The organism is Methylomonas subterranea (assembly GCF_024505185.1).
GTDB lineage: Bacteria > Pseudomonadota > Gammaproteobacteria > Methylococcales > Methylomonadaceae > Methylomonas > Methylomonas subterranea.
In genome coordinates, this window is the sequence record NZ_JANIBJ010000032.1 from 35,118 (window position 1) to 49,272 (window position 14,155).

General features: G+C 58.0%; 11 protein-coding genes and 1 CRISPR repeat array. Of the genes, 6 read left to right on the forward strand and 5 right to left on the reverse strand.

Features of this window, described 5'->3' with window-relative positions; all coding sequences use genetic code 11:
- Positions 1–27 precede the first annotated feature (27 nt).
- The gene (mtnA, locus tag NP590_RS15745; RefSeq protein ID WP_256603576.1) at positions 28–1,065 is read left to right on the forward strand and encodes an S-methyl-5-thioribose-1-phosphate isomerase; all 1,038 of its coding nucleotides are present in this window, start codon (positions 28–30) and stop codon (positions 1,063–1,065) included.
- Positions 1,059–1,820, forward strand: a complete 762-nt coding sequence (cysZ, locus tag NP590_RS15750; protein WP_256603577.1) for a sulfate transporter CysZ — start codon at positions 1,059–1,061, stop codon at positions 1,818–1,820. The genes mtnA and cysZ overlap by 7 nt, the downstream gene beginning before the upstream one ends.
- Here cysZ and fae read toward each other — a convergent pair.
- The gene (gene fae, locus NP590_RS15755) at positions 1,817–2,365 is read right to left on the reverse strand and encodes a formaldehyde-activating enzyme (protein ID WP_256603578.1); all 549 of its coding nucleotides are present in this window, start codon (positions 2,363–2,365) and stop codon (positions 1,817–1,819) included. The two genes, cysZ and fae, sit on opposite strands and share 4 nt — an antisense overlap.
- A 444-nt stretch (positions 2,366–2,809) precedes the next feature.
- On the reverse strand, positions 2,810–2,941 hold the full coding sequence (locus NP590_RS15760) for a hypothetical protein (protein WP_256603579.1): 132 nt from the start codon (positions 2,939–2,941) through the stop codon (positions 2,810–2,812).
- A gap of 301 nt (positions 2,942–3,242) precedes the next feature.
- On the opposite strand from NP590_RS15760, the gene NP590_RS15765 reads away from it, so the two are divergent.
- The gene (locus NP590_RS15765) at positions 3,243–9,650 is read left to right on the forward strand and encodes an alpha-2-macroglobulin family protein (protein WP_256603580.1); all 6,408 of its coding nucleotides are present in this window, start codon (positions 3,243–3,245) and stop codon (positions 9,648–9,650) included.
- A 34-nt stretch (positions 9,651–9,684) separates the two neighbouring features.
- Here NP590_RS15765 and NP590_RS15770 read toward each other — a convergent pair whose 3' ends face one another.
- The 3 genes from NP590_RS15770 to greB are packed head-to-tail and all read right to left on the reverse strand — an operon-like array spanning position 9,685 to position 10,792.
- Positions 9,685–10,125 (reverse strand): gamma-glutamylcyclotransferase family protein, encoded by a 441-nt coding sequence (locus NP590_RS15770; RefSeq protein WP_256603581.1) that lies wholly within the window; start codon positions 10,123–10,125, stop codon positions 9,685–9,687.
- A gap of 5 nt (positions 10,126–10,130) precedes the next feature.
- The gene (locus NP590_RS15775; RefSeq protein WP_256603582.1) at positions 10,131–10,301 is read right to left on the reverse strand and encodes a hypothetical protein; all 171 of its coding nucleotides are present in this window, start codon (positions 10,299–10,301) and stop codon (positions 10,131–10,133) included.
- On the reverse strand, positions 10,301–10,792 hold the full coding sequence (gene greB, locus NP590_RS15780) for a transcription elongation factor GreB (RefSeq protein ID WP_256603583.1): 492 nt from the start codon (positions 10,790–10,792) through the stop codon (positions 10,301–10,303). The genes NP590_RS15775 and greB overlap by 1 nt, the downstream gene beginning before the upstream one ends.
- A gap of 53 nt (positions 10,793–10,845) precedes the next feature.
- On the opposite strand from greB, the gene NP590_RS15785 reads away from it, so the two are divergent.
- The 3 genes from NP590_RS15785 to hflC all read left to right on the forward strand — a co-directional run bounded on the left by NP590_RS15785 (position 10,846) and on the right by hflC (position 13,402).
- The gene (locus tag NP590_RS15785; protein WP_256603584.1) at positions 10,846–11,322 is read left to right on the forward strand and encodes an FKBP-type peptidyl-prolyl cis-trans isomerase; all 477 of its coding nucleotides are present in this window, start codon (positions 10,846–10,848) and stop codon (positions 11,320–11,322) included.
- Positions 11,323–11,456: 134 nt separating this feature from the next.
- Entirely contained in the window at positions 11,457–12,434 is a 978-nt protein-coding gene (gene hflK, locus NP590_RS15790) for an FtsH protease activity modulator HflK (RefSeq protein WP_256603585.1), read from the forward strand.
- On the forward strand, positions 12,431–13,402 hold the full coding sequence (gene hflC / locus NP590_RS15795; protein ID WP_256603586.1) for a protease modulator HflC: 972 nt from the start codon (positions 12,431–12,433) through the stop codon (positions 13,400–13,402). The genes hflK and hflC overlap by 4 nt, the downstream gene beginning before the upstream one ends.
- Positions 13,403–13,552: 150 nt before the next feature.
- Positions 13,553–14,094: a CRISPR direct-repeat array (repeat unit 36 nt; unit sequence GCTTCAATGAGGCCCCGGCGTTTGGCCGGGGAATGC).
- The last annotated feature ends 61 nt before the right edge of the window (positions 14,095–14,155 follow it).

Consider the following 14,155-nt stretch of genomic DNA (forward strand, 5'->3'; position numbering starts at 1 on the left):
TCTATCCTTAGCAGTGAATTTCATACCATGAGCAATCCCAAGCAATTATCCGTACAAGCCCTGCAATGGAGCGGGCACAGTCTGAAGGTGCTGGACCAGCGCTTGTTGCCGGAAACCATCCGTTACGACGAATACCTCGATGCCGCCGGAGTTACCGAGGCGATTGCCTCCATGCGGGTGCGCGGCGCGCCGGCCATCGGTATTGCGGCGGCTTACGGCGTGGTGCTTTCCGCCATGCGGCATTATCCTTCCGCCGACTGGCAAGCAGCGGTCGAACGGGATATTGCTCAATTGGCGGCCTCCAGACCCACGGCGGTCAACCTGTTTTGGGCTTTAGACAAAATGCGCGCGCAATTGGCAACAACCGACGCCGATCCGCTCGCCGCACTGACGGAACTTGCTAAGCAAATCCACGCCGACGACATGGCCGCCAACCATGCCATGGGCGAACGCGGTGCCGACATCATCGGCGCGGCCAAGGCGGTATTGACCCACTGTAACGCCGGCGCCCTGGCCACCGGCGGATACGGTACCGCCCTGGGGGTGATTCGCAGCGCGCATAAGCGTGGCCATTTGCAACACGTATATGCCGATGAAACCCGGCCCTGGCTGCAGGGTGCCCGCCTGACGGTATGGGAACTGGCGCAGGACGGCATCCCAGCCACTTTGATTGCCGATTCCGCCGCCGCCTGGTTGATGAAATCCGGCAAAATCGACTGGATCATCGTTGGAGCGGATCGTATTGCCGCCAACGGCGATGTGGCCAATAAAATCGGCACCTATTCCTTGGCGGTATTGGCCAGGCAACATGGCGTCAAAGTCATGGTGGCCGCGCCTTCTTCCACCTTCGATTTTACTTTGGCATCCGGCGACAGTATTGAAATCGAAGAACGCAATCCCCAGGAACTGTTGGCGGACTGTTATTTGCGCGACGACTCGCTGGTGACGGCCTGGAATCCGGTATTCGACGTTACGCCGGCCGAATTGATCAGCGCCATCGTCACCGAGCGGGGGGTGGTGATAGACCCCGGCAAGAACGGGGTCGGGAGTTTACGGGCATGTTAAACATCCAACCCGGCAACAATCCCTTATTCGCCTTGAGTTGCTTGCTGCAGGGCGCGAAACTGCTGAACCACCCGCAACTGCGCAAATATCTGTTGATACCGTTGTTCATCAACATCGTGCTATACAGCGGCGCCTTCGTGTTGGGTTACCATTCGGTATCCGCGCTGATCCATGAGTTCATTCCGGATTGGTTGAGCTGGCTTAACTGGATTTTATGGCCGCTATTTTTTATCAGCTTTCTGGTGGTGGGCTTTTTTACCTTCACCTTGCTGGCTAACCTGATTGCCGCGCCGTATTACAGCGCCTTGTCCGCCAAGGTTTTACAACTCATTGGCGAGCCGGAGGCGCCGATTGTGGAACAGGCCTGGGACACGGTGTTCGTGGGCGAGTTGAAACGTCTGGGCTATCTCGCGGCCAGAATGGTGCCGTTGTTGGTGTTGTTCATGATACCGGTAGTCAATCTGCTGGCGCCGCTGCTGTGGGCCCTGTTTGCCGGCTGGGGAGTGGCCATGGAATACATGGCCTATCCGTTGGAAAGTCGCGGCATGGCGTTTCCGGCCCAAAAACAGTTTCTGCGGCGGTCGATTTGGAGCGCCTTGAGTTTTGGCGGCGTCACCAGCCTGGGACTGACCTTGCCGGTGGTCAACCTGTTTATCGGTCAGGCCGCCGTGATAGGGGCGACGATTTACGTGCAGAGGCTGGCCGAAGCGGGCTTGTCCGATTTCCCGGTCGGCCCGGCGCGGATGAAAGACTAAATTTTTCCGTCCAGTCCCATCTGGAAATACTTATGGGTGATTTTGTCCTGGTTTTCCAGCAGCCAGTCGATGTCCGGGGTGTTGGTCATGGCTTTATGAATGGCTTGGGCCATGGCCTTGCGGTGAATATCGAACAGAATCCGGTGATCCAGATTGTCGTCCTTGATCACGCTGGGATTCAGCCATACCGAGCAGATGATACCCAACTCATTGGCTTTTTCCTTCGGGATGTCGCCGGCCCGCACCGCATCCAGCACGCCGTTGGCAATCGCCGCCTGCACCGTGCCCATCAGAATATTGGTATAGCGGCTGTTTTTGACGGTGACTTTGCTGACCATCAGCGTCACCGGCCGCACTTGAATGTCGGTATTTAAAATCGCAAACACCCGTGTGTGGCCCTGCACCTGATCGCCTGTCAGGGTAGCCAAGGCCGTGCCGACCGGGCCGTCGAGTTCGCCGATAATCACTTCCGGTTCCGCGGCGGTACCGGCCGGTCCGCCGGCTACCAGGGCTTCGCCGGTGCGCATGACGATTCGATTGCTCATGATGTTCTCCTGGGATAAAAGTACCAGGATATAAAAACTCGCCCTGTTCTGCAAAGCCTAGCTGAAGCACGTTGCAGGTTTGGTGCAAATTACTCTGAAAGTAAAATATTTAGGTTGGGTGGGATTGCTTGCCGGACAGGACGCCGTGAATACGTCCGTGTAGGCTCGCGGCGGCATCCTTGCCGCCAACGCCTGTCCAACAAGCAACCGCGCCTTGGAAGACTGCTTTCATGGGCCGGGGCGCTGCACCGGCTTCATGATCGTTAGTGGGGATTTAACCCAAAGCTATTCGAAGCCGTTTAAAAGTCGGGATGTCGGGTGACATAATTTGTGAAAGATGAATGGCCGCTTTCGTCCAAAGCAAATTCATTTCTTACCGTTGCCAATTACTTTGCCGGACTGGGCCGCAGCTTTGGCAATCTTGCCGGTCGCCGCCGATTTTCGCTACCAATCCTTAAATTTGAACTGCTTCAGGCGTTGTATGAATTTTTCCTTGTCCATGAAGTAAAAAATCAGCAGAAACATTGCCGGCCATAACAGGAACAGAAACAATTGGCTCAAGGTGGCAAAACTCATGACTGCGCTCCTCCGATATCTGTGTTGGCATAATGACATTGATTCCGCCGGGGTCCAATATTATCCGCAAAAGCCTTGGCGACGGACGGAATGACGGTCAACGCGGGTCATTTTTCAACGGATTGTCGAGCAAGGCAAGGCGAATTTGTTTCGCGCCGACCTGAGTCGAGCTCCGTTCCGCCGTGAATAAGCGGTGGTTGGCGGCGGCGTCTTGGGCTATGCTTGCACCGACCGCTGCGGCCCGTTTGTCTCGCCATGCCGAAAATCATCGCATTCCAGCCGGATGCAAGGGAAAGTCTTTATGATCATGCCATCGCGCCACGCGTTAATCGCAAGATTGGCCGTCCTGATATGTTTGATGTTGATGCTGCCTGCCTGCCGGGAGCAAACTCGAAGCGTGGCCGCGCCGTCCATCTATCTGCTGAACCATCAGCACTGGACCACTGTATTGGTGTTGAATTTTACCGATGCCATCGCTCCGCCGGAAGACAACGGGGAAGTCCTCGCTCAAAACATGCCGCAACTGCAGCCGGCCATCGAGGGCGACTGGCGCTGGCAGGATCCGTCCCGGCTGGTGTTTTATCCCAAGCAGCTGACTCTGGCTCCCGACACCGAGTTAAAGATTTCCCTCGCCGATTTGAAATTGCACCCCAGTTTTAGCCTGGATAAGACCTCGTTGAAATATCGCACGCCCGAACTGCGGGTAATACGCCAACAGTGCCGCTGGACGGACATTGACGATGCGCCGCCGCGCCGCGCGCTGGAGTTTGCGCTGGAACTGAATTACCCCGTGATGAGGCCTGTGTTCAGCGCCGCGTTGGCGAACGGTACGGCCGTGGCGATGCATGCCGGCGAGGGTGCCCGCATCACCGCACTCAGCGAGCCCTTGCCGCGCCCCGCCGAGGACGCCAGTATGAAGGCGCTATTTGCCGCCGGCGTGGTGCGTTTGCTGACCGCCGACCGCAATGTCGTGCAACAGGCGGAACTGGCGAACGGCGCCGAATGCGCATTAGCGCTTAAACGCGCCGACTGGGATAAAACCGTTGTCGAAGCCACGCCCACCGTTAACGGCTTAGCGGTCGAGCGGGCGGAGGACAAACTGTTGGTTTCGCTACAAGGTCAAGCCTTGCACGAATCGGCCACCAAAGCCAATGCCGGCAAACCGGTCGAGAGCGGCGTCGCGATCAGTCCGGCCGTGGAGGGCAACTGGCATTACGGCGAAGCGGCCGGCGGAGCCGACTTAGTATTCACGCCGAAATCGGCGGATGCACTCAAACCCGGCACGCGTTATCGAATAAAACTGGACAAGGCGGCATTTGCGAATCTGCAGTTCGAAAAACCTCAATTCAGCGCCGAACTCGATATGCCGGAGATGAACGCCAATATACTGTCGACGCAGCTTTACAGCGACCCGCAACAACCCAACATCAAACGCCTGATCGCTACGCTGGAATTCAGCTATCCGCCGCAACGCGACAGTCTGGCCGCCAAGACGGCGCTGTGGACGCGGATTTTACCGGCCAAAAACTTCGATAAGGCCTTGGCGTTTGAAATCAGTTACGACGACAAACACCCCAAGCTGGCGTATCTGAAATCGGCACCCGTTACCATAGGCGAAGCGCCCAGCGAAATCAGGCTGGTGCTGGACAAGGGTATAGTCGCGGCCATGGGCGGCGAAGCCGGCAAACGCGAAACCTACAGCACGCTGGTTATCCCCAGCGCCGGGGATTATCTGCAAATCAGCGAACTGGAGCTGAACAGCGTCGTCAAGGAAGACGACAGCATAGAGCGCTTGATTGTGCTGACTACCACGGTGCCGCTGAAAGAGCCCGCCGCGCTGGAGCAAGCGGTGCGGGTTTATATCCTGCCGGATTGCGGGCTTAACAATCCCGAACGTCCCGGGTTTTGCGCCAAGAAGGACTTGACCGAGTGGCAAAGCGCCAATCAGGTCGATGCCGAGGTGTTGCGGGCCGCCGCGCCGGTGGCGGTGCAGTGGCGCGATTCCGGCAGCGAGGATAAACGCGAGCAGCACCTGAACTTCACGGCGCCCGAGAACAAGCAACTGCTGATTACGGTCGGCAAGGGCCTGGAAAGCGTGGACGGTTTTCGCTTGCATAAAGACGCCCGTTATCTGAAAGAGTTGGGCGCCAATCAACGGGAATTGAAAATCCTGCACGAAGGTTCTCTGCTGAGCCTGAGCGGCGATAAGAAACTGGGCGTCAGTGCGCGCGGCGTCAATCAGGTCAAGGTGCAATTGCAACGCATTTTGCCGCACAACATGCACCATCTGGCCCAATTCACCTCCGGCAGTTTTCAGAACCCGGATTTCAATTTGCCGATAGAACACTTCGCCGAGAGCTTTGCTTACGACGAAATTTTACCGGCCGGCCCCGAGATGCAGCGGCAATATTTCGCGGTGGACTTCGCCCGCTTTGCCAAAAACAACGGTTATCCGCCGCGCGGCCTGTTCATCCTGTCGGTGGCGGAGAAAAAACCCGAGCCGGCCGAGGAATGCCGGGATGATGAGGCGGCCGGCGAGGAAACAGCGGAAAACGGGGAATATGCGGACGGCGAAACGGACGATGCGGCGGCGGACGATTGCGCCGGCGAAGGCGATTCCGATGTCGGCAAGGACAAGCGGCTGGTGTTGTTGACCGATATGGGGTTGCTGGTCAAAACCGCCGCCGACGGCAAGCAAACGGTATTCGTGATGTCGTTCCGTAGCGGTCAGCCGGTGGCCGGCGCCCAGGTCTCGCTATTGGGTATGAACGGCGTACCGGTGTTCAGCGGCAAAACCGATGCCCGAGGCCAAGTCGATTTCCCGATCACGCAAGGCCTGAAGGCCGAAAAAACTCCCAGCGTGTATTTGGCCGAGAAAGACGGCGACTTGTCGTTCTTGCCGTTCAATCGCGACAACCGCCAGCTGGACGTGTCGCGCTTCGATATCGACGGCTTGCACGACAGCGCCGATAGTCTGCAGGCCTATTTGTTTTCCGACCGCGGTATTTACCGGCCGGGCGATACGGTCAACATAGGCCTGATTTTGCGCAAGCGCGATTGGTCGGCCTTGCCGGCCGGCTTGCCGCTGAAAGCCGTGATTCGCGACCCGGAATTGCAGGAAGTTTGGAGCCGCACCGTCGGTTTCGGCCCCGAAGGCTTCGAGGAAATCAGCTGGACCAGTCCGGCGGCCGGCAAGACCGGGACCTATCGGATAGAACTGATCGTGGCCGATAAAAGCAAAAAATCCCTGGGCGGTACCCGGGTGCGGGTGGAGGAGTTTCAGCCCGACCGCCTGCAGGTCAAAACCGAGCTGTTGACCGCTCCGGCCCAGGGCTGGATCGCACCGGACGGTGCCAAGGCCAGGATCACGGTGCGCAACCTGTTCGGCACCGCCGCCGCCGGCAATGTCGCCAAGCTGGAATTGACCGCCCGGCCGTGGGCGGGGCAGGTGCCGGGCTACGCCGATTACCGCTTCCGCCGCTCGGCGCCGGAAAATATTCCCGATACCCCGCAAACCCTGGGCGAACAGACTACCGATGCCCAGGGCGAGGCGGTCTTCGAACTGCCCTTGGCCGGCATAGCCGAGCCGGTGTATGAAATTTCCCTGGCCGGGGAAGGCTTCGAGAAAGGCGCCGGCCGCTCGGTGGTGGCCATGGCGTCGTCTCTGGTCTCCAGTCAGGCTTATCTGTTGGGATATAAAGCCGACGGCAGTCTGGACTACATCGCCAAGGACAGCGCCCGCAAGTTGAGTCTGCTGGCCTTGGGTGCCGATTTTCAACCGCGCCGTAGCGAGAATCTGACGGTGGATATTTTCGAACTCCGCTATGTGTCGACCCTGGTCAAGCGCGAGGACGGCCTGTACCAATACCAGTCGGTACAGCGGCGGGAATTGCTTAAAACCGAGCCCTTGACCTTGAGCGAGGGCAGGGCGGAGTTCACCCTGCCCAGCGCCAATCCGGGCCGTTTTTACGCCCAGTTCAAAAATGCCGACGGCGAAGCCTTGAACCGGGTCGATTTCACGGTGGCCGGCGAGGGCAATGTGACTCGTAATGTCGAGCGCAACGCCGAATTGAATCTGACCCTGAACAAAACCGAATACCAGCCCGGCGAAACCCTGGAGGTGCAAATTGTGGCGCCTTATCAAGGCGCCGGTTTGATTACCGTCGAACAGGACGGCGTACTGACCAGCCAATGGTTCAAGACCACCACCACCGCCTCCAGCCAGAAAATCAGCCTGCCGGACAACATCAGCGGCAACGCCTATCTGTCGGTGGCCTTCGTGCGATCCCTGGATTCGCGGGAAATCTATATGAGTCCGCTCAGTTACGGTGTGGTGCCCTTCAGCATTTCCAGGCAGCGCTATACCCAGAACATTAGCTTGAAAGTGCCCGAGAAAGTGCAACCCGGCACAAACCTGCGGGTAGCCTATCAGGTCAAGGAAGCCACCAAACTGGTGCTGTACGCGGTCGACGAGGGCATTTTGCAATTCGCCCATTACAGCAACCCGGCGCCGCTGGATTATTTCTTCCGCAAGCGGGCCTTGCAGGTCAAAAGCCATCAGATCCTGGATTTGATTCTGCCGGATTTCGCCCTGGTGCATAAATTGTCCGCGCCGGGCGGCGACGAGGATGCCTTGCTGGGTAAATATAAAAATCCCTTTGCCCGCAAACACAAGGCGCCCATGGCGTTCTGGTCCGGCATTATCGCCGCCGAGCCGGGCGAACACAGTCTGTCGATTCCGGTGCCGGATTATTTCAACGGCAAGATTCGGGTGATCGCCGTGGCCGTCAATGCCGGCAAACTGGCCGTGCCGGTTTCGCATAGCGTTGCCGCCCAGGCTTACGTGATCCAGCCGCAACAGCCCTATGTGGCGGCGCCGGGCGACGAATTCGACATGGGCGTGCTGGTGGCCAACAACAGCGGGCAAGCCGGCCAACAGGACTTGCAGGTCAGTGTGGCCGCCGACGAGGTGCTGGAATTGTTGTCGCCCAACCCGCAAACCCTGTCCCTGGCCCAAGGCCGGGACGGCACGGTGCGTTTCCGTGCCAAGGTCAAGGATAAACTGGGGCCGGTAAAGGTAAACTATAAGGTCTCCGGCGCTGGCGAAAGTGCCGCTTACAGCGAGGAAATCAGTATCCGTCCCGCCCAGCCCTTGCTAACTACCTTGCAAGGCGGCGTACTGACCGTGGAGCAACAACGACAGGGCGAGGCGCGCAAACTGGATTTGCAACGCGACATGTATCCGGAACAGCGGCAAACCGAACTGGCGCTGTCGCTGACGCCGGCGGCCTATTTGCGCGGCATCGTCGAGTTTTTGAAAAACTATCCCTACGGTTGTACCGAGCAAATCGCCAGTCAGGCTTTCCCGGCGGTGGTGTTGGGCGCCAATCCGGAATTGGGCTTGTCGGCCAAGGACGTGCAAAAACTGTTGGAACGCGGTATTCACACCCTGCAAACCCGGCAAAAACACGACGGCAGCTTCGGGTATTGGACCGCGGCCGACGACGGCATGCCGTTTTATTCGATGTATGCCACGCACATGCTGCTGGAAGCTCGGGAACGCGGTCACAACGTGCCGGAAGCCATGCTGCAACGGGCGCTGGGGTATGCCGACGAGTTCGCCCAGTCCCGTCAATACGCCCGGGATCAACACGACGCCAAGGCCTACGCCTTTTATTTGTTGGCCCGCAACGGTCAAAACGTGGCCGAACGGCTGCGAGCTTTCGAAACTGATTTGCGGGAACAAAGCCAAGGCAGCGGCCAACCGATTTCCAGCCGCAGCCGCTTCTTCATCGGTGCGGCCTACAAGCTGCATCATTTGGATCAGGATGCCGACCGTCACATGGGCGACATTCAGCGGCAATGGCAAGCCGGCGGCCTGTTGCCCGAGGATATGCGGAACAATCCGGAAGACCTGAGTCTATATCTGTTTCTGGTCGGCAAGCATCTGCCCGAATTGCTGGATGGCAAGGATCCGAAATTCGGCGGCTATCTGCTGGAATTGGGGCAGGACTTGGTCAAACAGCGCATGAACTCCTTCCGGGGTTCCATGGCCTTGTTGGGTTTGGGCAGTTTGTGGAGTCGTTTCGAGCAGGATCAACAGCAAAGTTTTAGCGTGCTGGCCGGCACTCCGCTGGCGCAACTGGAATTGCAAGGCAAATCCATCAAGACCGCGTTGCTGACTCCGGCGACCCGGCCGCTGGAGCTACGCGGCGATGGTAAATGGAGCTTGTATTATCAGTTGGGCGAAACCGGTTACGACCGCGCGCCGCCCCAGGCCGCCATTGCCCAAAAGCTAACCGTCAACCGGCAACTGTTGAACGAGCAGGGCGAAACCATCAAGCGACTCGCGTTGCGGGATAAATTGCATATCCGCATCGCCCTGCATCCGGATCGGCCCATGCGGGATGTGGCGGTGGTGATGCTGATGCCGGGCGGTTTCGAAATCGACCTGGGCGAACAGGGTCTGGCCGAGCGTAAATCCTTGCCCATAGACAAGAAACCCTTGTGGCAACCGCAATACATTGACGTGCAGGAGGACAGGCTAGTGTTGTTCGGCCATCTGGACGGCGGCGAAAAGTATTTCGAGTTTCGCCTGAAACCTTTAAATTCCGGTACCTATCAGGTACCGCCGGTATTTGCCGAAGGCATGTACGATACGGAAATAATGTATCGCGGTCTGGGAGATACTATTGTGGTCGACGAATGACCCCGGCGGCGCCGTCATGCCGACCGGACTGGCGTTATTCGATCCGCCGGACCGATCGGCGCTTGACATGGGTATCGGGCAGAAAGGTTGAAAAATCTCCACTGTCCAGCGGACACAGTTTATCGGTGGCGTATTGGTAAATATAAGCCCAGGCTTGGTGCCGACTGTTATCCGCCAGAGTCAAACCGACCCGTTCGCGCCGGTATTCGCGCGGCTCCGGGAAGGACGCCGAGCATTCTTCGTAGTCGTCCAGTTGCGCCAGGGTCCGGCGCGGATGTAACAGGCGGTAAAGTTCTCCATGAATCACCTGTCCGGCCGCCGGCCGTAACACGGCGCCGGGGTAGGTGTCTATCAGGTAGAGCCCGCCGGGCAGTTGGGCGTAAGCCATGAATTCGGCTTGCCGGCGCAGAAAAGGATGCAGGCTGCCGTCGCGGGCCTTGCGCAAGGTGCCGTAAACAAAAAGCAGCTCCGGCATCGCGCTTAGTCAGCCGAGTAAAGCCGCTCTACAAAGCGTTTGAACCATCGGGGGCGGGCCAGAAAAATATAGACGCAGGCGGCGCCCGAAAATGGAATCGGGCTAATATCGAGCACCATCATGAGCAGCAGCAAACACAGCCATTTCAAGCGCCAGAACAAACCGGGCCCGGCCATCAGTATGCTATCCCCACGATGTAATAGCGGCTTTGCCGGTCGCCTTGGTTAAACATTACTTCATCGTCCAGGTTTTTTTTGAGCAAGGCTTGGGCCAGCGGCGAATCCAGGCTGATCAGGCCGCCGCTGCTGTCGATTTCGTCGGCGCCGACTATTCGGTAGGTGATTTCCTCGCCGTCTTCATTTTCCAGGGTAACCCAGGCGCCGAAAAATACCCGGTTTCGGTCGGCGGGTTTCTCCGCCACCACGGTCAGGGCGGGCAGGCGTTTTTGCAGATAATGAATACGGCGGTCGATTTCGCGCAATTCCTTTTTGCGGTAAATGTACTCGGCGTTCTCGGAACGGTCGCCTTCCGCGGCGGCGGCGGCCAGGGCGGCGGTGACGTGCTTGCGTCTGTCCCACAGTTGCGCAAGTTCCTTCTCCAGGGTTTTGTAGCCCGCCTGGGTGATGTAAGGGGACGATTTGGGCCGGGGTGGTCTCCAACGTGACATGCTGTTCCGGGATAAGGTTATAATGGCACTTTAATTCAAACTACAAGGCAGTCATGCAAATTACTGATAAAACAGCTGTTTCGTTTCATTATACCTTAACCAATCCCAGCGGCGAGCAACTGGACAGTTCGCGCGGCGAAGAACCGTTGTTGTATCTGCATGGCGCCGGCAACATTATTTCCGGCTTGGAAGCCGCATTGGCGGGCAAATCGGCCGGCGATACCTTCAGCGTCACCATTCCGCCGGCGGAAGGCTACGGCGAATTGGCGCCGGAGATGGTGCAGGTGGTATCCAAAAAGATGTTCGAAGGCATGGATGTGGAAGTGGGCATGCAGTTTCATGCCGACGTCAGCCACGGTTCCGGCATCATCACGGTGACCGAAATCGATGGCGACGATGTCACCATAGACGGCAATCATCCCTTGGCCGGCGAAACCCTGGTGTTCGATGTCGAGGTGGTCGATGTCAGAGCGGCCACCGACGATGAACTGGCGCATGGCCATATCCATGGCGCGGGCTGCCATCACTGATGGTTGGATAGAATAGGCGAATTCCTTGCGCGGCTGGGCGGGAAGAGTGGCTTAAGCCTGTTCCGCTCGTCGGGAGTGTTTTTCTAAATGGGACTGGCCGCCGTGCCTTGTCGAATTTTATGCCGGAGGTTGACGTGGATGATACTAAGCTGTTTATCGAGCGGATAGCGGCGGCATTGCCGCTATCGCCCGTCAATCTGCTGGCGGCGGTGTTGCTGTTGACCGGCCTCAATATGTCGGTTTATACCATCCCGGCCGAATCCGAAGGCATCGTGCTGCGCTTCGGCAAGTACATCGACAAGGTGCCGTCCGGCCTGCATGCCAAATTGCCGTTCGGGGTCGATGAGGTCGTCGAGGTGCCGACTCAGCGCCAGCAGAAACTGGAATTCGGTTTTGCCACTACCGGCTCGACCAATCCGGATCAGATCGGCGCCGATCCGGCCCTGGAAAAATCCATGGTGACCGGCGATCTGAATTCGGCGCTGGTGGAGTGGATCGTGCAGTACCGGATCACCGATCCGGAAAAATATTTGTTCGACGTGCGCGCGCCCGGCATCACGCTCAGGGATATTTCCGAAGCGGTCATGCGGGAAGTGGTGGGCGACCGCACGGTGGATGAAATCATCACCATAGGCCGGCAGGAAATCGAGGAATCGGCATTGATTCGCACCCGGGAACTGGCCCAGCGCTATCATCTGGGGGTGACCATCAATCAGGTACAACTGAAAAACGTCAATCCGCCGGTGCCGGTGCAACCGTCGTTCAACGAGGTTAATCGGGCTCAACAGGACAGGGAGAATGTCATCAATATCGCCAACGGCGAATACAACAAGGCCGTGCCGCGCGCCCGCGGCGAAGCCGATCAAAATATCCGCGCCGCCGAGGGATATCGCTTTAAACGCATCAACGAGGCCGAAGGCGACGCGGCCGCCTTCAATCAGGTGCTGGAACAATATCTGAAAGCCCCAGAAGTCACGCGGGCCAGAATTTATCTGGAAACCCTGGGCGATGTGTTGCCGCTGGCCAGACAGCAAATCATCGTCGACGACAGCGTGCGGCAAATCATGCCCATGCTTCCGATGTCGTCCAAACTGCTGGAGGCCGCGCCATGAATATTTCCGGAAGATTCGGCTTGGCGCTGGGCCTTTTGATCTTGCTAGCCGTCGCCTTGTATATATCCGCTTTTACCGTAAATCAGGCGGAACAGGTCATCATTACCCAATTCGGCCGGCCCATCGGCGATCCCATCACCGAGCCCGGCCTGCATTTCAAACTGCCCTTCGTCCAGCAGGTCAACAGCTTCGACAAACGTTATCTGGCTTGGGACGGACCCATGGTGGAAATGTCCACCAAGGACAAAACCTATGTACAGGTCGATACCTTTGCCCGCTGGCGCATCACCGACCCCATGCGCTACTACCTGCGCTTGCGCGACGAACGTAGCGCCCAATCCCGCCTGGAAGACATATTGGGCAGTGAAACCCGCACCGCTATCGCCCGCCACGAATTGATCGAAGTGGTGCGTACCGAAAAAAATCGCAAACCGGTCCTGGACGAAACCTTGGGCGACTTGGCGGCTGAAAGTACCCTGGGCCAGTTGCGGCCTATCCGGGTCGGTCGGGTCGCCATCGAAAAAATCATATTCGAATCGGCGGCGCCCAAGCTGGAAGAATTCGGTATCGAACTGCTGGATGTGCGCTTCAAGCGCATCAACTACAACCAACAGGTTCTGGAGCGCATCTATCAGCGCATGATCAGCGAGCGCCTGCAAATTGCCCAGCGTTTCCGCTCGGAAGGCGAGGGTGAAGCGGCCCGCATCAACGGCAACCGGGAACGAGACATCAACGAAATTCAGTCTACGGCCTACAAGCGGGTGCAGGAAATCCAGGGCGAAGCCGACGCCAGGGCCGGCGAGATTTACGCCAAGGCCTACGGGCAAAGACCGGAAGCGGCCAAGTTTTATAAGTTTCTGAAAAGCATGGAAACCTACCGCAAAGTCATCAACGCCGATGCCACTATCGTATCGTCGACTAACAGCGAATTATTCGGGCTTTTGAAACGGGCTGAGCAAAAAGACTGATCGACAAGTAGAGATTTTTGCCTCGCCGTGGGTTAACGGCGCAATGGAGCGGTAAACCTGGTTGGCGTCTATTTTGATGCGCATTTCCAGATGACAGCATTTGGCCGGGGAATGCTTTCGTTCAATTCGTTCCCATTGCCTTGCCACCCTGCTTCAATGAGGCCCCGGCGTTTGGCCGGGGAATGCGTCTGTCGGCTACATGATCCACGAAGCAGTGCTGGAGCTTCAATGAGGCCCCGGCGTTTGGCCGGGGAATGCCGCAGCGGTTCGTTGATTTTGTCGAAAATTCGTCGCGCTTCAATGAGGCCCCGGCGTTTGGCCGGGGAATGCGTCGGCAAACGCAAGCGGCAGGGAGGCGTGCGCATAGCTTCAATGAGGCCCCGGCGTTTGGCCGGGGAATGCCTCAAAATCATCGCGTTGGGTTTTAGGCTGAGGGTTTCGCTTCAATGAGGCCCCGGCGTTTGGCCGGGGAATGCGCGTTTGACAAAGCCAACCGCGTCGGCAATTTCGCCGCTTCAATGAGGCCCCGGCGTTTGGCCGGGGAATGCATCGGCATGCACGCCCAGCCCTTTGCCGTCCAGCCGAGCTTCAATGAGGCCCCGGCGTTTGGCCGGGGAATGCCCGAATGCGGCAAAAGCAACACCAACGCCAACGCAGCTTCAATGAGGCCCCGGCGTTTGGCCGGGGAATGCACAACTAGACGCGCTAAAACCAGACACAGAAACAAAAAGCTTCAATGAGGCCCCGGCGTTT